Origin of the sequence: Mesorhizobium vachelliae, from assembly GCF_033977325.1 — a bacterium.
In the GTDB taxonomy this organism is placed as follows: Bacteria; Pseudomonadota; Alphaproteobacteria; order Rhizobiales; family Rhizobiaceae; genus Mesorhizobium; species Mesorhizobium vachelliae.
This window is the reverse complement of sequence record NZ_JAVIIR010000004.1, coordinates 358,483-379,237: the sequence shown is the minus strand read 5'-3', so window position 1 is coordinate 379,237 and position 20,755 is coordinate 358,483. Positions and strand designations below refer to the sequence as shown.

At 63.0% G+C, this 20,755-nt stretch carries 16 protein-coding genes and 1 tRNA gene; 11 read left to right on the top strand and 6 right to left on the bottom strand.

What is annotated here, in order from left to right:
- Window positions 1-23: 23 nt before the first annotated feature.
- From RFM41_RS12085 to RFM41_RS12060, 6 genes are all read left to right on the top strand, one after another.
- Complete coding sequence (locus RFM41_RS12085; protein WP_320245495.1) at window positions 24-905, top strand: hypothetical protein; 882 nt, start codon at window positions 24-26, stop codon at window positions 903-905.
- Window positions 895-2,217 carry an AbiJ-related protein gene (locus RFM41_RS12080; RefSeq protein WP_320245437.1) on the top strand — a complete coding sequence of 441 codons (1,323 nt, stop codon included), beginning with the start codon at window positions 895-897 and terminating at the stop codon, window positions 2,215-2,217. The genes RFM41_RS12085 and RFM41_RS12080 overlap by 11 nt, the downstream gene beginning before the upstream one ends.
- A 53-nt stretch (window positions 2,218-2,270) precedes the next feature.
- Window positions 2,271-3,578 carry a hypothetical protein gene (locus tag RFM41_RS12075; RefSeq protein ID WP_320245436.1) on the top strand — a complete coding sequence of 436 codons (1,308 nt, stop codon included), beginning with the start codon at window positions 2,271-2,273 and terminating at the stop codon, window positions 3,576-3,578.
- A 195-nt stretch (window positions 3,579-3,773) separates the two neighbouring features.
- Window positions 3,774-4,778, top strand: a complete 1,005-nt coding sequence (locus RFM41_RS12070; RefSeq protein ID WP_320245435.1) for an ABC-three component system protein — start codon at window positions 3,774-3,776, stop codon at window positions 4,776-4,778.
- Entirely contained in the window at window positions 4,766-5,257 is a 492-nt protein-coding gene (locus RFM41_RS12065) for an ABC-three component system middle component 2 (RefSeq protein ID WP_320245434.1), read from the top strand. Before RFM41_RS12070 ends, RFM41_RS12065 begins: the two co-directional genes overlap by 13 nt.
- Window positions 5,250-7,115, top strand: a complete 1,866-nt coding sequence (locus tag RFM41_RS12060; RefSeq protein ID WP_320245433.1) for a hypothetical protein — start codon at window positions 5,250-5,252, stop codon at window positions 7,113-7,115. Before RFM41_RS12065 ends, RFM41_RS12060 begins: the two co-directional genes overlap by 8 nt.
- A 368-nt stretch (window positions 7,116-7,483) precedes the next feature.
- Here the strand turns inward: RFM41_RS12060 and RFM41_RS12055 are convergent, their stop codons facing one another.
- The 3 genes from RFM41_RS12055 to RFM41_RS12045 all read right to left on the bottom strand — a co-directional run bounded on the left by RFM41_RS12055 (window position 7,484) and on the right by RFM41_RS12045 (window position 11,000).
- Window positions 7,484-9,502: a site-specific integrase gene (locus RFM41_RS12055; protein ID WP_320245432.1), complete on the bottom strand. Its 2,019-nt coding sequence runs from the start codon at window positions 9,500-9,502 to the stop codon at window positions 7,484-7,486.
- Window positions 9,503-9,801: 299 nt separating this feature from the next.
- A tRNA-Gln gene (locus RFM41_RS12050) sits at window positions 9,802-9,875 on the bottom strand.
- A 192-nt stretch (window positions 9,876-10,067) separates the two neighbouring features.
- The gene (locus tag RFM41_RS12045; RefSeq protein WP_320245431.1) at window positions 10,068-11,000 is read right to left on the bottom strand and encodes a lysylphosphatidylglycerol synthase transmembrane domain-containing protein; all 933 of its coding nucleotides are present in this window, start codon (window positions 10,998-11,000) and stop codon (window positions 10,068-10,070) included.
- A 263-nt stretch (window positions 11,001-11,263) separates the two neighbouring features.
- Between RFM41_RS12045 and RFM41_RS12040 the strand changes: the two genes are divergently transcribed.
- Together RFM41_RS12040 and RFM41_RS12035 are read left to right on the top strand one after the other, a co-directional pair.
- A complete protein-coding gene (locus RFM41_RS12040; RefSeq protein WP_320245429.1) occupies window positions 11,264-12,628 on the top strand; it encodes a Ppx/GppA phosphatase family protein in 1,365 nt (454 codons plus the stop codon).
- Between the two features lie 334 nt (window positions 12,629-12,962).
- Window positions 12,963-13,667, top strand: coding sequence for an RlmE family RNA methyltransferase (locus RFM41_RS12035; protein ID WP_320245428.1), 705 nt, complete (start codon window positions 12,963-12,965; stop codon window positions 13,665-13,667).
- 216 nt (window positions 13,668-13,883) lie between these two features.
- Here RFM41_RS12035 and RFM41_RS12030 read toward each other — a convergent pair whose 3' ends face one another.
- A complete protein-coding gene (locus RFM41_RS12030; protein ID WP_320245426.1) occupies window positions 13,884-15,308 on the bottom strand; it encodes an MFS transporter in 1,425 nt (474 codons plus the stop codon).
- Window positions 15,309-15,606: 298 nt separating this feature from the next.
- Here RFM41_RS12030 and guaB point away from each other — a divergent pair, with 298 nt between their 5' ends.
- From guaB to RFM41_RS12015, 3 genes are read left to right on the top strand one after another with little or no spacing between them, the layout of a single operon-like run.
- A complete protein-coding gene (guaB, locus tag RFM41_RS12025; protein WP_320245425.1) occupies window positions 15,607-17,109 on the top strand; it encodes an IMP dehydrogenase in 1,503 nt (500 codons plus the stop codon).
- A 46-nt stretch (window positions 17,110-17,155) separates the two neighbouring features.
- The gene (locus tag RFM41_RS12020; protein WP_320245424.1) at window positions 17,156-17,704 is read left to right on the top strand and encodes a hypothetical protein; all 549 of its coding nucleotides are present in this window, start codon (window positions 17,156-17,158) and stop codon (window positions 17,702-17,704) included.
- A 20-nt stretch (window positions 17,705-17,724) separates the two neighbouring features.
- Window positions 17,725-18,144 (top strand): MAPEG family protein, encoded by a 420-nt coding sequence (locus RFM41_RS12015; RefSeq protein ID WP_320245422.1) that lies wholly within the window; start codon window positions 17,725-17,727, stop codon window positions 18,142-18,144.
- A gap of 43 nt (window positions 18,145-18,187) precedes the next feature.
- Here RFM41_RS12015 and rnd read toward each other — a convergent pair whose 3' ends face one another.
- Window positions 18,188-19,339, bottom strand: a complete 1,152-nt coding sequence (gene rnd / locus RFM41_RS12010; protein ID WP_320245420.1) for a ribonuclease D — start codon at window positions 19,337-19,339, stop codon at window positions 18,188-18,190.
- Between the two features lie 177 nt (window positions 19,340-19,516).
- Complete coding sequence (locus tag RFM41_RS12005) at window positions 19,517-20,743, bottom strand: MFS transporter (RefSeq protein WP_320245419.1); 1,227 nt, start codon at window positions 20,741-20,743, stop codon at window positions 19,517-19,519.
- Between the last annotated feature and the right edge of the window lie 12 nt (window positions 20,744-20,755).

Genomic DNA, 20,755 nt, shown 5'->3' with positions numbered 1-20,755 from the left:
TGGAAAGCGATGAAGGGGGAAGGGTGTCGACCTATTTTACGGATCGTGAGTACGGGGTCCGCCCTGCAACAATCGATGTGATTGATGAGCGCCTATGGGCCGGTCTCTACAGCTTGATCCTCACGAGGATCGGCGATGGTTCGTTCGGCCAGCGCTTTCCAGAACAGTGTTCTGACGGGAACGGTCCCTGTGGATGTGACGCGCCGGCCTTCAGTCGCGTGCTGGGTGCAGAGGTGCCGTGGATCGGGTGGCCGCTCACCGCGAGTGAATTGCCCGAAACGCCGGTGATTCTCGATCTGCTTGAGTTCTGCGCCGGCGCTGTCGGCGAACCGATTAAGGGCAGTTATCACTCCTACTTCGGGCACTATCACTTGAGCTGGAATCGGGATGCCGGCCTTGCGCGATTTGTGACAGACGTTAACCTCCTGTTTCGCCGCAACGGGGTTGCCTATGAACTGACGTCTACCGGGCAGGCCCGCCGGCTTCTTCCCCAGCCTGTCGCCAATGCGCTCGGCTGGGCGATCTTTCAGACTGGCGAAGCGGAGACGGACCGGCTGCTCGAAGCGGCGCGGCAACGGTTTCTCTCGCCAGAGCTCGAAGACCGGCAGGATGCGCTGGAGAAACTGTGGGACGCTTTTGAACGGCTGAAGACGCTGGAGCCCGGCGCCAATAAGCGCGCGCAGGCCGATGCTCTGCTGGACCGCGTCGCCGCGCCGGGCACTGGATTTCGTGATGCCCTCGGCCGGGAGGCGGCCGATCTGACCACTGTCGGGAACAGCTTCCGCATTCGTCATTCCGAGACGACGCAGGAAGCGCTGACCTCTCCGGATCAGGTCGACTACCTGTTTACGCGGATGTTTGCATTCTTGCGCGTGATCCTGAAAGGGACCGGGCGTGGCGGATGAGCTTTATGGCCATGTCGCCGGGATCCTGTATGGGATGACCCACACGCAAATGAGCGACGAGCCGCAACGGATCGCTGGGCTGGTCGTGCCTGCCCCAGAAGGTTTCTCCAAGCGGCAGCGTATCGAACTTGCGCTCGAGAACCTCACACAGGAGGACCTGGGTCGAGTGGCACTGAAATTCGCTGCGGCTCGTGGCGACATCCCCCTCGACGAAGCGGCGCGCAAGGTGCTCGAGGCTGATGACCCGCCGCTGACGCAGATCACACGGCGGGACATTGCGCGGGTCCTGGGAGACGACTTCGCCGGCGAGCGCAGCACCGTGGAAGTGGTCGAGGGCCTTTTCCCGCTTTCCTCGCCATTTGAAGGTTTCTTCGGAAGCAGCGGCAAAAGCCTTCGCGACCAGATTACCCGGCACATGGATCACAATCCCGGCGACTGGTCGGTGGAACATCTGTTCGGAGAAATCGGGGCATTCGATTGTTCCAGGGCCAGGTTCGGCGCCTTGCTCGAACAGGCTGTTCACCCCCTTTCCCGATCTGGCGATGAGCAGGCGAAGACGGTCGCCGCCCTGAACAAGGCCCTTTCACGGGATGGATATGAGCTGGCCCAGGATGGGGAAATCTCCGGCCATCCGCTCTTCATTTTTCGCTCTCTTGTGCGCGGGGTCGATGGCAGGCCGAAGAACCTGATCTTTGCCTCGCGGGGGCCAAAGCCGGAGATCGGCTTCACCGACGCGATCAACAACGACATCGTCATTCTGTCTGGCGAAGATAGCTGCCTTGTTTACCACCGGCCGATCGGCGCGAGCGGCCTTCTATGGTCCGAGCTCGTCGCCTGGTGGAGCGAGACTACGCCGGGGGCCGACGCCGCAAAGCTCGGAGCGCGCCTCCAGGAATCCATCGCTTCGGACGCGGAACGCAAGCTTTTCGCGACCTACTTCAAGACCTATCGGTCCGCGCTTGGCGAGGCGCTGCCCGCTCTCCTGCCGCAGGTCTATCTTCACTACGACCCCGCCATCGTGAAGACCCTGCGCAATCGCCTTCCGCTGCCGCGTCAGCGCATGGACTTCCTGATATTGCTTCCTAACCGGCAGCGCATCGTGATCGAGGTCGACGGCAGGCACCACTTCTCGGAAAACGACCTTCCGTCATTGAGGGTCTACGCAGACATGGTGTCGGCCGACCGTGAACTGCGCCTTGCCGGATATGAGGTCTACAGGTTCGGGGCGAACGAACTGGTCGGCAGCGGCGCCGAGGCGAGGGTCACGGATTTCTTCGACAAGCTATTTCGGCTGCACCGCATTCGGCAATGACGGTGCCCGCTGATGCATGACAACGCATGACGATCTGTAGGGGGTAGCATTTGATGACGACGATATTCTGGTCTTGGCAAAGCGATCGCGATCCGAAGCTGCACCATTATTTTGTGCGCGACGCGCTTAAGGATGCTTGCAAGCTCATCGCTGTCGACCCTGACTATGAGGAGGCGGTACGACCCGAGGTCGATCACGACACCAAGAATGTCGCCGGAACCCCAGACATCACGAAGACGATCCTGGACAAGATTGCCAAGGCCAATGTGTTCGTCGCGGATATGACGCCGGTCGGGGTAACCGATCCTGCAGCACTTCAGCCGAACACGGCCGTAGAGAAGCGTTCGGAGCCGAAGCATCTGCAAAACCCGAACGTCATGTCCGAGCTCGGCTATGCGGAACATGCGCTCTCGCAAGGCCGCATCATCCTGGTGGCGAACGGCGCGCACTATCCCGGTCCCGTGGCGCTCCCCTTCGACTGGCGTCACCGGAGCGGCGCGAAGGTCTATACCCTGAAGGACGGGGCGACGAAGGAGGAGATCAAGGCGGAGCAGAAGCGTTTCGCCGAGGTCTTGAAAAGCTGCATCGCGCCAATCCTGGCCGAGCAGGCGCCGGCTAGGACGCCGCCGCCGCCCATCGCCTGGCAGGCGCCGAGCAGCAGCGATCGCGCGATCTGGCCGGCGGCGAGGGAGAAGCTCGAGTTCCGCAACAATGCGATGGAGGAGCCGCGGCGCAGCGTTGAGCTGCGGAACGGGACGCGGATCTTTGCGCGCATCGCGCCACGCGAATGGTCGGTACCGGCAAAGGTCGAGCTCGAACAGCGGATTGCAGACGTGGCATTGAACATCCGTGGTCGAGATGGCGACTGGGGTCTCAATGGCGATGGCGCATTGTCGGTCTCGGGCCTTATTACCGGCGCGCGCAACGACATGATCGTAATCAACGCGACGCAATGGTTTCAGTCGAACGGTGAGCTTTGGGCCGTCAACACAAACTGTTTCGCCGAGAACAGCGGCGGCCAGGTTTTCGCGTCGGCGCTGCCGTTCGCACCGCTCGATATGTTCCTCGGCAAGGGCGTCGCCGCCATCAGGGCGATGGGCGGCAAGGGCCCGATCGGAATCAGACTTGGCGCTGGCGATCTGACCGAGACTGTCCTGCCTGGAGAATACCAATCTCAGCGTTACCCAGCTGTCAGTGCATGGGTGGATGTGGGCGAAGAACTTGACACCTGGACGCCGGACGAACGGCGGGCGCTCCTGTTCCGATTCTGGAATGCTTTAATGGACGCCTATGGTCGGCCGCCTGCGCGCTCCATGACAGAGTTCGAGCAAGCAGCTGCGGTAGCGCCGCTTTCGAAATAGGCGATGCCTGATGACCGCTTCGGGGCTAAGCCGACGTCAGCAGCTCGATGCCGGACTGACCGCTTCCCTCAGGGCGGACGCTCGCGCTGTCAAGCTACCATGACTATCCTTGATCAAAGGTACCTATAAGTATGAGGATATTGACCTGTAATGCAACAAGCTGTTGAACAGTACGCTTGAGCGGTGGGGCCGGTGGTGAAAAGCAATCTCTCCTACAGCCGGAGCATTCTGGCGATGGAAGACAAGGAACTCGAGGTCTTTGTCCACCGCTGGGTGGCGCGCCAGATCAAGAAGTACCCAGATCACCATCTTTTCGGGAACGCGAATGACCTAGGTCGCGACGCAGTAGGGTTTCGCACGCTGGACCGACATGACGGCGAATGGGACAACTACCAGTGCAAGATGCTCAGCAGGCGCGTGGACGACGCCATGATGTATGAGGAAATCGCAAAGATACTCTTCCATGCCTCGGAAGGCGAGTTTACGCCGCCGGCGGCCTATTTCTTCGTCGCTCCAAAAGGCTTCAACCGCAAAGCCGAGAAGCTCCTCTTCAGCCCCAGCTCGTTCAAGCAGCAGATGCTGGAAGAATGGGACGCACGATGCGCTCGACGCATCCGCACGGGGCCGCCGGTTGTCCTCACCGACAAGCTGCGCGCAGTCATCGGAGCCTACGCCTTCCAGAACATCGGCGGCATTGATCTGCCGAAGATCCTCGCGATGGACGATATCAACCTTGTCCTCGCCGACGCGTTTGGAGACGATCCGGGTGAAGCACCGCCGGGCGTCGTTCCAACCGATGTTTCGTCTGACGAGGGCTACGTGCAACAGCTCATTGGTGTCTACTCCGATAGCGAGGGCCGCCCCTTCGCCGATGCGGCAGAAGTCCTTCGTCACGCGAGTCATGGCCCTGACCTGACTATGCAGCGGCGGCGGTACTTCGAAGCGGATGCCTTCCGCCGCCACTTCCGCGACAACATCGATCCGCAGCACGTAGAAAAGTTTACCGACGAGATCCTCTACGGCGTTTCCGGTGTGCATTCGCAGACGACGGGCCTGGGACGAGTGCGGGACGTGATGACTGCGGCCGGCTCGCTTCCAGTCTCCGGCATCTTCGGCCGACACAATCGAGCCAACGTCCTTGTCAAGCAGGGAACCTGCCATCACCTCGCCAATGACGGTGTACTGCCATGGAAACGTTGAGGCCTATCGCAACGCCGGTCTTCAACGGTTCTGTCGAGACCGGTCTTCGTTCGCTCATCTTGCTGGAAGCGTTCTATCCGGAAAAGCTCGATCTCGATGCGCTGGCGCTTCTCGATTACTTCGTCGTCCACACCGCCGATCTGGGCGGCCCAGATAGCCTTCACCCAGCGCTGCCGGAGCGTGTCGGGGAATATCGGGTTCGCCGCACGCTGATACAGGAAGCGTTGCGCATGCTGTTGCGGGTGAGCCTGATCGAGGTTGTTGAGGCCGCCGACGGCATCAGCTTCGTGTCGGGCGATAACGCACCGGCTTTCGTGAAGCTCCTCAACTCGGACTACAATCGGGACCTTTCGGACCGTGCGAGCTGGCTCGCCGGCCGCGTCCATGACGACGGCGCAGCCGCCTTTGTCTCAATGCGGCGCCTGATCGATCGGTGGAGCCTCGAATTCCAGACAGAAGTGGGGCTGCCAAATGGCTGATCGATCGCCATTGATGCAGCTCGAACACCTCACCTACACCGGGTCCGGCCTCGCGACGGTAGGAATCGCGTTCAACGACGACCTGACGATCCTGTGGGGTGGCTCCAATACCGGCAAGACCTATACGGTGGCCACGCTCAACTTCATGTTCGGTGGGGAAACGCCTGAGACGCCACCCGAAGGCGACAAGTATGAGTCGGCCTTGCTCGGCATCTCGTTTGCGGACGGCACCAGCGTTACGCTGCGACGTGCGCTGCGCGGGGGTGACATCGAGGTTTTCGACGGTCTAGCTCCGGATGGCATCCTGGACGGTCGAGAAAGCCAGGTCCTCGGTCCGATTCATGGTAAGGGTGGCAAGTCCAAGGACGGCAGCCTCTCGGAGTTCCTTCTGGCCAAAGTGGGTTTGGGGACGATCAAGATCGCCTCGACCCAGGCGGCCATGCTGGACACCTTCAGCTTCCGCTTCTTCATGCCGTACGTGATGGTCACCGAGGACCGGATGCTCAGCGGCAAGACGCCAACCGAGATCAATCCCAAGAGCAGCGATACGCTCAACAGGAACGCGTTCAGGTTCCTTCTGACCGGCCGGGACGATTCCGCCATCGCCAAGGTTCCAGACAAGAAGACGCTCGACGCGGGCAAGACGGGCAAGCTCCAGCTGCTCGACGAGATGATCGCCGACCTTGACCGCGAACTGGGGACCCGCAATGTACCGGAGCTAGTCGCACAGCGTGATCGCCTGCAATCTCACCTCGAGACAATCGGCGAGGACCTGGCGGACGCCCAGGAGCGGATTGACGAGCTGTCTGTGCTGCGACGTGAAGCTTTGAACGCCCAGGGCGAGGTCGAAGCCCACGCCGCGCAGCTGAGGGCAATGCGGCAGCGGTTTTTCGACCTCAAGAGCACATATGAGACCGATATCCGCCGACTCGAGGCGATCGAGGAAGGCGGCTTCCTGCTGCAGCGGTTCGAAGACCACCCGTGCCCGCTCTGCGGAGCGTTGCCCGGTCACCAGCACAAGCCTCACCCGCTGGGGGATGTGGACCTGCAGCTCACGGCCGCGCGGGCGGAGATCGCCAAGATCCGACGGGACATGAATGATCTCGAAGTCACCCTCGCCAGCTTGACGGCAGAAGCCGAAGGGCTTGAGAACCGCGGCCATACACTCGGCGCCGAAGCCCGCGGGCACTTCGAGGAAATTCAGCGCCTCAGGCCGAGAGAGACGAATCCGCGCACGGGCTATACTGGCGACGTAACGCTGTTCGAGGAAATCGATCGCGTCATTGCCCTGTCGGTTCGCCGCAGCGATCTCGACGCCAAGCGGGCGGCCATTGCGGCGATCAAGCACGGCAAGCAGAAGGCGGCCGGGCTCACCATCGGGATCGACGGGCCGACCGGACACAAGTTTGCCCAGACCGTTCAACAGGTGCTGGACGTCTGGGGGTATCCTGGGCTCGAGGCGGTCACTTGGAATGACAAGACGTACGACATTGCCATCAATGGTAAGCCTCGCGGTCGCAACGGCAAGGGCGTCAAGGCGCTGCTACATTCCGCGTTCTCGGTCGCCTACGCGGTCTATTGTAAGGGCGAGGGGTTACCTCACCCTGGGTTCTTGGTACTGGACTCGCCGCTGCTCACGTACCGAGAAGAACTCGACGATGAGCCGCTGACCGATGACGAGCGAGCGATAGCCGCGACGTCGCTCGACGAGCGCTTTTACAAGCATCTCGCTTCGGTTTCGAGCTTTTGCCAGATCTACATCATCGAGAACAAAACGCCGCCCAAGGAGTTCATGCCCCGGACGATCGTGTTCTCGAAAGCCGGCAGGCGAGGGCTTTTCCCGGTGTCGGGTACCTGACACTTTCAATGCCGACTGCGCCCTGGCAACAGGCCATGCAACCGCGATTTGCGCACCTGCGTTGGATGGCGTTCACAGTCAGCAAGAGTAATGTGGACGCTAGGTATCGGCAACGGATGAACTTCGCGTAATTGGTGAGTGTCCGCTTGGAAGGCGCAAAGCTGACGTGCTTGAGGCATTCCAGATTCCAATTTTGTGTCCGTGCAGGTGCAGAGCAAGCCGCCACATGTAGCTGTAGCTGAGCACGTGTAGCCACCCTTTTGATATTCGATGAATTGTTCGCCGAGCAGGGGCGGTCTGGGCAAATTTTGCCTAACGGTTGGTCGTTTGCTGCATGGATGGACGCCATCCTTTTGAGCTAGGAACACTCACGTCGGCTTCTTCTTTGGCCGTCGCCCACGTTTGTCGCCGAACCTTTCGCCGCTCGCCTTCCCAGCCCATGGTGGCGGTTGCCTATGCTCAACCCACGGAAGCAACCGGATAGGCTTTGGCTCCAAGTGCCCAGTGATAATAGGATAGCGGGCGATAATCAGCTGCAGCAGCGACAATCCCGCTGGATTGGTATAGCGGGTCGCTGTTTCAGTTTCGCCCAGGCGGCCAGAGACGTCTTCGATGATGCCATCCGAAATTCCGGCTTGTTTCAGCGTGTCGGCGAAGCCGTGGCGCAGCGCATGGATCGGCCGCTGCCAAAGGCCGTCAGGAAGGCACTTTTCGGCGACGGGAACGAAGTCCTTGTAGAAGCGGTCTCCCGGGTCGTTCTTTTCCAGGTACGGCGAGAACAGCTCCGGGAATAGGAGCTTGTGCCCTAGTTCCTTGAGGCGCTCGACATACTCGATGAAGTTCAGCCGTAGGAGCTCGTTCGGTAACGGCAGCAGGCGATGCGACTGGGCGTTCTTGATCCGCCGAACCTCGTTCCGCTTGATCTGGATCGCCCAGTGGCCATCTCGCTGCATGACTTCTTCGACCATCAGGCCGGCGAATTCGTTCCGCCGGGACCCCAGATAGGTATAGAGCATCGGCAGGTAGAAGCTTGCGCAGTGGAAGGTAAGGTCACCTGGAAGCTCCGGGTTCTCCGCGCTCAGCCGGCCCGTGAAGATCGGGATGTCATAAAGGGGCCGAATCTCCTCAGGCTGAGGCTTGACCTGTTGGAGCCTGACTTCGCCCTTCGGCGGCTTCCTTGGGCGCAACCCCTCGAAGGTCCACTCAGGAACAGTGAAGTAGGACGATCGCAGGTGTTTTAGGAAATGGTCGAGATTGCCGAGGTGCCGACGGATCGTCGCAGGTTTCAATCCCAGGCGAATCTTCTTGCCCTTGGCTTCATCTTCGTCGGCGCGCCTGCGGCTTTCCTCGCGGAGTTCTCGCGACGAAAGGCTGCGCAGCCGAGGGCTACGGCCCCAATTCGGGAGAATGTGATTGAAGTGCTGGCGGAGCGCCGCGACATGCTCCTGGGTGATCTCCCCGGAATGCGTCACGCCGTGCTCTTCCAGGATGCCGCGGAACACGCCAACCAGCACGCGAACATCGGACGCGGTGTCGTCTTCCCACTGGTCCTGATTGTTGGCGATCAGCTTTTCAACCTGCTCATCGAACCCGGAAAGACGCAGGTCCTTGCGTGCCTTGCCCTTGCCTAGGGTGGAAGCCGGCGAGGGGACCGGACGTGTTGCTTCGCCCGGCTCGATTGTCGCGGGGGGCGTTGATGCGGGGTTTGCAGGCGAGGCCGCAACCGTCGGATCCAGTGGCACAAGCTCAGGGATCGCTTCCCCTGCGTCGACGTTCCACATCGCATTGGGCCTCGCAGGGGCAGGCGCGGGAATGACATCGATCGCCGCCCGTTCGCGCTCCCGGGCTCCTCCCGACAGTTTCGGCTTTCTCGGGTCCGTCGCTGAAGCAAGCAGTGCGTCGGCGCGGGCCCTGTAGATTTCTTCGATCGCGGCGTCCCGGTCGAGTGCCGTGTCCTTGAGACCGACTTGCGCCATGCGGTGAAGCACATCCCGCAGGAACGGGCTCCGCGTCAGTCCCCGGCGATCCGAAAGCAGGCCCTCTCGTTCGGACTGGTATGTTGCGGCGATGAAGGGGATGTCGTCTACCCCGGCGCCCGCATCCAGAAGTGCCTCGCGGGCTTCGCCTCCCTCTTCGAAGGAAAGCTCTTCCTTCGCGCCGTAGGCGTCGAGGAGGCGGTAGGCCCAGCCGACCTGCCGGTCGGCTTCGCGTTGGGAAGGGTCGCGGAGTGTACCGCTGCGCTTGGCGGCGCGATCGAGCGCGTCGATCTCCTCGCGCATGGCCTCGACCTCGAGCGCGAAGATCTTCGTGAGCTGTTCCTTGGTCGCCATTCTCGCTTTCGGCATCATCTGCACCTGGAGCAGCAGGGCGTTGAGCCGCTGTGCCACTACGGATGCCTTCTTACGGTCGGAGAGCCTAAGGCTCAATGAAAGCCGTGCGTTTCCGGCTGCCGCGAAGCTGACGGGAATGCGCGCCCGCCAATAGAAGATTGGACCTCTGAGAACGAGATTTTCGACTTGGTGCCTGCGCAATCCCATCCGCCCTTGCTCCCATCGTCCAGGGCGGATGGACACCAGCTCTGGACATCAGTTGTGGGCACCACTTGGGCAAGGTCGGTTCAGCGCGAAACAGCCACTTGGCGAAAGGCGCGGAATCTCGCGGATTTCAAGGATTTCTGAGAGCGGTTTGGCTGGGGAACCTGGATTCGAACCAGGACTAACGGAGTCAGAGTCCGTGGGTCTACCGTTAACCTATTCCCCAGCAGGCGCGGGTGGTACCGCGCGAAGCGGGCGGCTCATGTGCCGCGAGCGCTGCCTTGTAGCCGCCATCGAAAAATAGTCAAGCCCGCAGCTGAGTTCAATCGCAGCCTTTTTGAGGCCTTTGTCCCATGCATGTCGTTCATCCAAAACCGCTCGGCACTTTTGGGCGACATGCGTTGGGGGGCGGAAGGCTTCAGCTTTCGCCTTTGCTGTACTGCGAATGCTCGAAATAGAGCACCACGCCAAGGCCGACCAGCAGCGGGATGATGAGGTAGAACAGGCGGAACACCAGAAGTGCCGCAAGCACGCCGACCGGATCCATGTCCGAAAGTCCGGTGAGGAAGACGACCTCGAACACGCCGAGCGCGCCAGGCGCATGCGACAGCAGCCCGATCGAGAACGACACCATGAACACGCCGAGCACGACGAAATAGCCGGGATTGCCGGCGTCGGGCAGGGCAAAGTAGATGATCGCGGCGGCTCCCAGCAGTTCGACCGGCCCGATCAGCAACTGTCGCGCCACGATAGGCAGCGCCGGGTAGTGGAGCTGGAAGCTGCCCATCTTCAAAGGTCTCAGCCCCAGCCAGCTGCCGAAGGCATAGGCGCCGACGAGGATAAGCATGGCGAGCCCCGCCGCGAGCGCAGCGCCATGATGCGGCGCGCCTGTGAAGCGATCGATGATCTGCGGCTCGAACAGCAGAACGAGGCCGCCGAGGAAAACGCTGGACAGGATGAAGGTGAACCAGCAGATCGCCACCAGCACGCCGATCTCCTGGCCGGTCAGCCCCCGCGTGGCATAGGCGCGATAGCGGATCACCGCGCCGGAAAACACCGAGCCGCCGATATTGTGCGACACCGCGTAAGTGGTGAAGGAGCACAGCGTGACGAACAGCCACGATACTTTTTTGCCGATATGCAGCAGCGCTATGTGGTCGTAGCCGGCGAGCGAGGCATAGGCGACGACCGAGCTCAGCGCCGCGAGCACCCAATCGCGAGGCGGGATGGCGACGATGCCGGCCCAGACATCATCGAGCGAGACGCCGCGCAGTTCGTGGATGAGCAGCCACAGCGAGAACGCCACTGCCGCGATGCCTATGACCGGCCAGAAATAGCGCCTCCAATTCATGGCGTCGTCATCATGCGTTGCAGCTCATTGATTTGATGTTGCCCAACCCTTCGAACCCTCATTTGAGACATGCCTGATTGAAGCCGGCTATTCAACCGGCAAGACATTGCCCCAACGTGACCTTGTCGAATGTGACGTTGGCGAAATTCGGCCCAGCGCTCTTGGTGATTGCGAACGGCACTGCTACTCTGTTGCCAACTTGAAACAAATCGAGGTGCCTGCTGCGTCCGTTCCCGGTTCGCGCGGCGCCGGAAGGAACTGAAGTGGAAGACCACGATACCGGCGCGGGCGCGTCGGCAGTGGGTGTGTCCGGGGCAACGCAGACGCAGTCGGCGGGCCCGCACCCGGCGCGATTCAGCCGCCACGCGGGTGCACATCAAAGACATGCCGACCCCAGACATGCCGGCCAGCGACAGGCCGGCGCAAGTCAGGCCGACCAGCATGGCGATCAGCCGAAAGGCAAGACGCGCAAGCGCCGCAAGCGCAAGCGCGGCCGCAAGGTGTTCGTGCGCGACGAGAACGGCGCCGTGCCGCATGCCGCGCCTGCCGCCTCGGCGGCAAGCCAGCCTCGGAGCGCGCCTTCGCCGGTTGCGTCAAGGCCGGCGGCCCCGCAGCGTCCACCGCAGCAGGAATTGCCTGTCTTCGCCGCGCTCGACCTCGGCACCAACAATTGCCGGCTGCTGGTCGCGGTGCCTGGCCGTCATGGTCAGTTCCGCGTCATCGACGCTTTCTCGCGCATCGTCAGGCTGGGCGAGGGGCTGACGGCCAGCGGCCGGCTCGGCCAGGCGGCGATGGACCGCGCGGTCGAGGCGCTGAAGATCTGCGGCGAGAAGCTGCGCAACCGCAAGATCAGGAAAGCCAGGCTGATCGCCACCGAGGCCTGCCGCTCGGCCGCCAACGGTGTCGAGTTTCTGGATCGCGTCGAGCGCGAGGCTGGGCTGAAGCTCGAGATCATCGACCGGCAGACCGAGGCCCGCCTTGCCGTTTCCGGCTGCGGCTCGCTGGTCGAGCGCGACACGCAAGGCGTGGTGCTGTTCGATATTGGCGGCGGCTCGTCGGAAATCGCGCTGATCGACCTGACCGGACGGCGTTCGCCACGTCTGGCCAACCACATTGTGTCGTGGACCTCGCTGCCCGTCGGCGTGGTGTCGCTCGCCGAGCGCTTCGGCGGCCGCACGGTGACGCGCGAGACCTTTGCCGCCATGGTCGAAGACGTGGCCGCCCGGCTGAAGGCCTTCGATGGCCGCGACCGGCTCGCGCATGTGCTGGCCAGCCCCAACTTCCATCTGCTCGGCACTTCCGGCACGGTGACGACGCTCGCCGGCGTGCATCTCGATCTCGACCGCTACGACCGCCGCCGCGTCGACGGGCTGTGGATGAACCGGGACAGCGTCGACCGCATGATCGAGCGCCTGATCGGCTGGGATTTCCAGCAGCGCTGCGCCAATCCCTGCATCGGCGCCGACCGCGCCGACCTCGTTCTCGCCGGCTGCGCCATCCTGGAAGCGATCCGCGGTGTCTGGCCGTCCGAACGGCTGCGCGTCGCCGACCGCGGCCTGCGCGAGGGAATTTTGAGCGAGCTGATGGCCGATGACGGCGTCTGGCGCAACGATGGGCGCCGCGCATGATCCCAAAAAGTGGCTACGCTGTTTTGATGAGCGGTCGACCCCCACTCCGTCGAGCTTCGCTCGACACCTCTCCCCCGATCGACGGGGGAGAGGAAAGGCGCGAGGCGATTCCAGCTTGCACCCTTCCTCTCCCTCCGGAGGGGGGAGAGGTGGCGCCGCGAAGCGGCGACGGAGTGGGGGAAGCCCTCCGTGAAGCGCGAAGCCGCCGCAAGACCGGCACGACAAAGCGAGCGAGAAAAAGCGGACCAGAAGTGATCCTAAATTTCCGGACCGGGCCAGCGAAACGTGGCGATCGGTTTTCGCACAGGATCATGCTCGGGCAAGAAATCAGGCAATGACGAAGAAACCCGAAAAGCCCGGCTCAGCCAGCCTGCGCGTCCTCAAGACCAGGATCAAGAAGAAGAGCGGCTTGAAGGAATCCTCGCGCCGTTGGCTCGAGCGCCACATGAACGATCCTTACGTGCAGCGCTCCAAGGCCGACGGTTACCGCTCGCGTGCCGCCTATAAGCTGATCGAGATCGACGACAAGCACCATCTCTTGAAGCCTGGCATGAAGGTGATCGACCTCGGTGCTGCCCCCGGCGGCTGGTGCCAGGTGGCGGCTGCGCGAACCAAGTCCGCGGCGGAAAATCCGCATGTCGTCGGCATCGACTATCTCGAAATGGATGCGGTTCCGGGCGCTGTCATCCTGCAGATGGATTTCCTCGATCCGGACGCGCCGCAAAAACTTGCCGAAGCGCTCGGCGGTCAGCCGGACGTGGTGCTGTCCGACATGGCGGCGCCCACGACTGGCCACCGCCGAACCGATCATCTGCGCACCATGCATCTGTGCGAAGTCGCGGCCGAATTCGCGCTGCACGTCCTGAAGCCCGGCGGGCATTTCCTCGCCAAGACCTTTCAGGGCGGCGCCGAGAACGAGCTCTTGTCGCTGCTGAAGCAGAATTTCCGCTCGGTCCATCATGTGAAGCCGCCGGCCTCGCGGGATGAATCGGTGGAGCTTTATCTGCTGGCGAAGGAGTTTAAAGGCGGCGCCGGCTAAGGGCCGCTTGGGCAGCGATCCTTCGCGCTCCCCTCTGTCCTGCCGGACATCTCCCCCACGAGGGGGGAGATTGGCAGCTTCGGGCGGCGCCGCTCACTTTGCTACGTTGGCGATTGGCGAAAGCCGGCGTGACATCTGATCTCCCCCCAAGTGGGGGAGATGTCCGGCAGGACAGAGGGGGGCGCTGTCCCGCCAGCGGTCAAAACAACGCCACGCCTACTTCCCCGCCGTTCCCCCTACCGTCTCCAGCGTCTTCGGCGTCGTCAGCCGGCCATGACCGGAAACCGCACTGCCGGCCTCCGGCGCCAGCCGCATGAAGGTGATCGAGGCCGCCGCCGAGACCGCCGCCACGATGAAGAAGGCGATGTGGAAATCCCGCAGGGTCAGCGGCCCGCCATGGATCGAGGTCGACACTTCGAGGATGCCGCCGGCCAGCGCCACGCCGAGCGCGATCGACAATTGCTGGAACACCGCCGTGATCGGCGTCGCCTTGCTGGTGTCGGCGGGCGTGATCTCGGCATAGGAGAGCGCATTGACGCCGGTGAAGAACATCGAGCGGATGAAGCCTCCGACCAGAAGGATCGCCAGCATCAGCGCGTAGGGCGTTTGCGGCGTGAACAGGCCGTAGATGGCGATCGAGGCGGCCGCGACCAGCGAGCCCCAGATCAGCACACGCTGGAAGCCGGCGAGCCGGAACAGCAGCGCGGTGACGAACTTCATGCCGATGGCGCCGATCGCCGAGACGAAGGTGATCATGCCCGACTGGAACGGCGTCAGCCCGAAGCCGATCTGGAACATCAGCGGCAAAAGGAACGGCACCGCGCCGATGCCGATGCGAAACATCGAGCCGCCGAGCACCGAGGATCGGAAGACCTGATTGCGGAACAGATCGAGCGCCAGCAGCGGGTTCTTGGCGCGCCGCGCATGGAGGAGATAAAGCACGCCGGAGATCACGCCGGCCGCCACCGTGGTGAAGCCGGCCATTGGCGGCAGCGCCGGCAGGCTGATGACCGACAGGCCGAAGACCACCCCGGAAGCTGCGAGCCCGGAGAGCACGAAGCCGGGGAAATCGAGCGGCGGCGTCTGGGCAGGCTCCGTCTCCGGCAGATAACGCGTGGCGAGCCACATGCCGATCAGGCCGATCGGCACGTTGATCAGAAAAATCCAGTGCCAGGTGAAATAGGTGGTTATGAAGCCGCCGATCGGCGGTCCGACCAGCGGTCCGACCAGCGCCGGCACGGTCAGCCAGGACATCGCCGCGACCAGCTCGCTCTTCGGCGTGGCGCGCACCAGCACCAGACGGCCGACCGGCGTCATCATCGCGCCGCCCATGCCCTGCAGGAAGCGCGACACCACGAAAGCCGGCAGCGAATTGGCAAAGGCGCAGGCGACCGAGCCGGCGATGAAGACGCCGATCGCGGCGCGAAAGACGTTCTTGGCGCCGAACCGGTCCGCCATCCAGCCGCTGATCGGAATGAAGATCGCCAGCGACACCAGATAGGCCGTCAGCGCCAGCTTCAGCGCGATCGGGCTGGTGTGGATGTCGATCGCGATCGCCGGCAGCGACGTCGCGATCACGGTCGAATCCATGTTCTCCATGAAAAGTGCGACCGCAAGGATGAGCGGGATGATGCGGTTCAAGGGGAAACGCCCTGATTTGTCTTCGCGATTCTAAGGCACGGCTTGGGGGCGAACCGGTGCGACCGGGCGGTTATCACGCTTCGACCGGGATGTCGCATTAAATTGCTGTCACTTTTGTGCGACCGCAACCACTGGTGGCTGGAAAATAGCCAAGCGCAAGACTTTGCGATTGGTGCAACGATCCGCTTTTCTTCCGTCCCGGGACGTGTTACCAGCCAGCGCCAATCCTGAAAGGGAAGATGAGAGTCGGCGCTGGCCAATCGGCACAGCGCCTTTTCCGCATTCAAAAGGACTGGCCATGGCAAAAATCATCGAAACGTCCACCGGCGCGCTGGCGCTGACCTTCGACGACGTGCTTCTGCAGCCCGGCCATTCCGAGGTGATGCCGGGCGAGACCGATATCCGCACCCGCATTGCCGGCGACATCGACCTCAACGTGCCGATCCTGTCGGCGGCCATGGACACCGTCACCGAGGCGCGGCTGGCGATCGCCATGGCGCAGGCCGGCGGCATCGGCGTCATCCACCGCAATCTGACCCCGGCCGAGCAGGCCGAGCAGGTCCGTCAGGTCAAGAAATTCGAATCCGGCATGGTGGTGAACCCGGTCACCATCGGTCCGGACGCCACGCTCGCCGACGCGCTGGCACTGATGCGCACAAACGGCATTTCCGGCATTCCGGTGGTCGAGAATGGCGGCACCGGCGGCCACACGGTCGGCCGTCTGGTCGGCATCCTCACCAACCGCGACGTGCGCTTCGCCTCCGATCCGTCGCAGAAGGTCTACGAGCTGATGACGCGTGAGAACCTGATCACGGTCAAGGAGAATGTCGACCAGGACGAGGCCAAGCGCCTGCTGCACAAGCACCGCATCGAGAAGCTCGTGGTGGTCGACAGGAAAGGTAGTTGCGTCGGGCTGATCACCGTCAAGGACATCGAGAAGTCGCAGCTCAACCCGCATGCCACCAAGGATGCGCAAGGGCGGCTGCGCGCCGCCGCCGCCACCAGCGTCGGCGATGACGGCTTCGAGCGTGCCGAGCGCCTGATCGATGCCGGTGTCGACTTGCTCGTCATCGACACCGCGCATGGCCACTCGCAGCGCGTGCTGGAGGCGGTGGCGCGGGCCAAGAAGCTCTCCAACTCGGTGCGTATCCTGGCCGGCAATGTCGCCACCGCCGCCGGCACGCAGGCGTTGATCGATGCCGGCGCCGACGCTGTCAAGGTCGGCATCGGCCCAGGCTCCATCTGCACGACCCGAATTGTCGCCGGTGTCGGCGTGCCGCAGCTTTCGGCGATCATGTCGGCGGTCGAGACGGCCAGCAAGGCCGGCGTCAGCGTCATTGCCGATGGCGGCATCAAATATTCGGGCGATCTCGCCAAGGCGCTCGCCGCGGGCGCAAGCGCGGCCATGATCGGCTCGCTGCTTGCCGGCACCGACGAGAGCCCGGGCGAGGTCTATCTGCACCAGGGCCGCTCCTTCAAGGCGTATCGCGGCATGGGTTCGGTCGGCGCCATGGCGCGTGGGTCGGCGGATCGCTATTTCCAGGCCGAGGTTCGCGACACGCTGAAGCTGGTCCCGGAGGGCATTGAAGGGCAGGTTCCCTACAAAGGACCTGTGGCTGGCGTGCTGCACCAGCTTGCAGGCGGCCTGAAAGCCGCTATGGGTTATGTGGGTGGACGTGACCTTGCAGATTTCCGCGAGCGCGCCACCTTTGTGCGCATATCCAACGCCGGACTTCGTGAAAGCCACGCCCATGACGTCACGATCACCCGCGAAAGCCCCAATTACCCGGGCGGACTTTGATCGAGAGGCCGATCAGTCTCACCGTCAGGGGGGACTGTGGCGTGATTTGAGTGTGGCGGTGCTGCGGCTGTCGCGGCATGCGGCAGCACTTTCCATTGCCTCGATTGCGCTTTTCCTCGCCATGACGGCGCTGGAGTTTCTCTATTTCCAGCGCTTGAGCGGCGGCTTGGTCTCGCTCGACATGCGCGTCGCCGGTTTCACGCCCGATGAAGGCATGGCCTGGCTCACCGCGCTTGGCCGGCGCGGCGGCGAGATCATCATCGTCTGGCACTATCTGACCTTCGATCTCTTGTTCCCGGCGCTGCTGTCTTTGACGCTGGTGAGCCTCATCCTTGTTTTCGGGCGGCGGCTCAGCACGTTCCGCGCCATGCCTGCGCAGCTCCAGGCATTGTTCTCGCTGGTGCTGGTGCTTCCCTATGCGGTCGCCGACTACGCCCAGAATTTTGCCCTGGCGCGGCTGCTTTCCGATTTCCAGCTGGCCAACCCCGATTCGCTGGCCTTCGCCTCGTCGCTGACCGTCACCAAATTCGCGCTGCTGGCGATCCCGGTCTTCGTCATCGCGGTCTTCGCGCTGGCCGGGCAGCGGCGGCGCTGACGGCAGGAGGGGCGCACATAATGCACCAGACTGCCATCTTCTGGCCGATGCTGGCGCATGTGCTCCTGATCTACATCGTCTATCTGGTGATGCTGAAGCGGCGCTATCTCGCGGTGAAGTCGGGTGAGGCCAGGATCAGCCAGTACAAGGTCCGCTCGACCGAGCCCGCCTCGAGCGTCACAGTCGCCAACAATCTGATCAATCAGTTCGAGCTGCCGGTTCTCTTCCACGTTCTGTGCCTGGCGCTGTTCGTCACCAACGGCGTCAACTATCTGACGCTGGCACTGATGTGGCTCTTCATAGTCTCACGCTATGTTCACGCCTGGGTGCATCTCGACAGGAACTATGTGCTGCACCGCAGCCGCGCCTTCTTCCTTGGCGCGGGCATACTTCTCATCGCCTGGATCTGGTTCGCGCTGCACCTGCTGGGGCTGATGTGAGGCAGGCTTCCATTCTCCCACAAGAGGAGAAGGAGAAAAGGCGCTACAGATCGAACACCGCGATCCTGCGCCTGTCGAACTTGATGCCGATCTCGCCGCGCACCAGCCTAAGCGCCTGCTCGCCGAAAACGGCGCGGCGCCAGCCCTGCAGCGCCGCCACGTCGGCTTCGTCGCCCTCGGCCGCTATGCGGTCGATATCGTCGCTGGACGCCAGCACCTTGGTGGCGACGCCTTCCTTTTCGGCGACGATCCTGAGCAGCACCTTGAGCAGTTCCGCCGCAGCGCTCGATCCTTCCGGCGGCTGCACGCTTTTCGGCAGCTTCGGCATCGCGTCCTTGGGCAGGGCGAGGGCGCTATTGACCGCGCCCAGCAATGCGGTTGCGGTGGCGGAGCGTTCCCAGCCTTTCGGCGTGGTGCGCAGCTTGCCGAGCGCCGCCACGTCGCGCGGCGCCTGCTGCGCGATCTCGTAGATCGCGTCGTCCTTCAGCACGCGGCCGCGCGGCACGTCGCGCTCTCGCGCCTCGCGCTCGCGCCAGGCGGCCACTGTCTGCACGATCGCCAGTTCCTGCGGCTTGCGCAGCCGCATCTTCAGCCGCTTCCAGGCATCCTCGGGATGCGGATCGTAGGTCTCGCGCGAGGTGAGGATATCCATCTCCTCGTTCAGCCAGTGGGCGCGATCCTCGCGCTTCAGCTCGGCGCTGAGATGCTGGTAGACCTTGATCAGATGGGTGACGTCGGCAAGCGCGTATTCGAGCTGCTTGTCGGAGAGCGGCCGGTGCCGCCAGTCGGTGAAGCGCGAGGACTTGTCCAGCCGCGCTCCGGTGACTTTCTGCACGAGCTGGTCATAGGAAACGCTGTCGCCGAAGCCGCAGACCATCGCCGCCACCTGTGTGTCGAACACCGGATGCGGCACCAGATTACCGAGATGGACGATGATTTCGATGTCCTGGCGCGCAGCGTGGAAGACCTTCAGCACCGCTTCATTGGCCATGAGCCGAAAAAACGACTTCAGGTCGATGCCGGGCGCCAACGGATCGATAAGCGCTTCGATCCCAGGCGCGGCGATCTGGATCAGGCAGAGGATCGGCCAGAAGGTCGTCTCGCGGATGAATTCGGTATCGACGGTAACGAATTCCGACTTTTCGAACGCCGCGATAACGCTTTCGAGTTCTTCTTGTGTGGTGATGACGCGCATCAAATCGCTTTGGCACAATATTAGGCCACTTTCAATTTCAGCCGTGCGCGCTTTCGTCAAGCCGCCGTAACGTAAGCGGTGGTTCGATCATCGGATTCTGAGAAATCGCGTCACATGCCGGCGCGCCGGTCGCGTTCGCGCCGCTACCCGCGATCTACTTGACGATGAGCGAGCCGTTCATGCCTCGTAGGCCCGCGCCGGGACCCTCTCTCCCGTCGAGCCCGATCCTGTGCCGTCAGGTATTGCGTTCGGCGATGGCCGCCGGCCGAGCGCGCCCGCTGCCGCAAGGCTGAGCGCGATGAACGGTATGCCGATGCCATAGGCCGAGCGGATGCCCCAATGGTCCGACACGAAGCCGAGCAGCGGCGGCCCAAGCAGGAAGGCGACGAAGGATATCTGCGACAATGCCGCGACGTTGATCGCGGCGGGGCGGTCGGTGCGCTGCGCCGCCGCAGAGATCGCCAGCGGAAAGATGGCGCTGCTGCCGATGCCCAGAAGCGCAAAGCCCAGCATCGAGATGAAGGGCAGGGGCGAGAAGAAGACGATGAAGACGCCGACCATCATCGTCGCCAACAGCACGCGCGCCACGCCGCTCGGCGAGTGCCGGTCGACGAAGCGGTCGGCGAAGAAGCGTGTCGTCGCTTGCGAAAAGGCGAACAGCGCGACGGTGATCCCGGCCACGAACGGCCCCGAATCGAACACGGTGCGCATATAGATCGCCGACCAGTCCATGCTGGCGCCTTCCATCAGCATCGCCGACAGCGTCACCGCGACGAGGATGAGGATCGGCAGCGTCGGGCGTGCGAACATCTGCGTCTTGTCGCCGGCCGCGGCGAAACGCGTGGGCGCCGGCTCAAAGCGGCCAAGGAACAGCGCCATCGCGACCGCCACTATCGGCACCACCAGCGCCAGATGCAGTTGCGGCGACAGGCCGAGATGCGCCAGCGCGCCGCCGAACAGACCGGCGCCGAAGAAGCCAATGCTCCAGAACGAATGCGCCCGGTTCATGATGCGGCGTTGGAGCAGGAACTCGGTCCTGTCAGCCTCGACATTCAAGATGATCTCGATGCTGCCGATCATCAGTCCGACCGGAAGCAGCATCAGGAACAGCGACGCCGGCCCAGGCGCATGCACCGCGACGGCATAGGCGAGGCCAAGCACCGGCACCAGCCACAGCAGCGCGCGGCGAAAGCCGACGCGCTCGAGGATCGGCGCCGCGAGCGTCAACGCGACCAGCGTGCCGATCGGCGTTCCGATGAGAGCGAGTCCGAGCGTGCCGTCCTCGATCCCCATGGCACGCTTGATGTCGGGCAGGCGCGGGAAGATGTTGCCCATGGCGAAGGAATAGATCGCGAAGCCGGCATAAACGCGGTGCTGGGGAGCGAGTTTCAAGCCAAAGGTCATCGCGGGCATCCA

Coding starts and splice junctions, on each gene's coding strand:
- RFM41_RS12075 (WP_320245436.1), top strand. CDS start 2,271: ATGACGACGATATTCTGGTCTTGGCAAAGCGATCGCGATCCGAAGCTG.
- RFM41_RS12065 (WP_320245434.1), top strand. CDS start 4,766: ATGGAAACGTTGAGGCCTATCGCAACGCCGGTCTTCAACGGTTCTGTC.
- RFM41_RS12060 (WP_320245433.1), top strand. CDS start 5,250: ATGGCTGATCGATCGCCATTGATGCAGCTCGAACACCTCACCTACACC.
- RFM41_RS12045 (WP_320245431.1), bottom strand. CDS start 11,000: ATGAATTGGAGGCGCTATTTCTGGCCGGTCATAGGCATCGCGGCAGTG.
- RFM41_RS12035 (WP_320245428.1), top strand. CDS start 12,963: ATGACGAAGAAACCCGAAAAGCCCGGCTCAGCCAGCCTGCGCGTCCTC.
- guaB (WP_320245425.1), top strand. CDS start 15,607: ATGGCAAAAATCATCGAAACGTCCACCGGCGCGCTGGCGCTGACCTTC.
- RFM41_RS12015 (WP_320245422.1), top strand. CDS start 17,725: ATGCACCAGACTGCCATCTTCTGGCCGATGCTGGCGCATGTGCTCCTG.
- rnd (WP_320245420.1), bottom strand. CDS start 19,339: ATGCGCGTCATCACCACACAAGAAGAACTCGAAAGCGTTATCGCGGCG.
- RFM41_RS12005 (WP_320245419.1), bottom strand. CDS start 20,743: ATGACCTTTGGCTTGAAACTCGCTCCCCAGCACCGCGTTTATGCCGGC.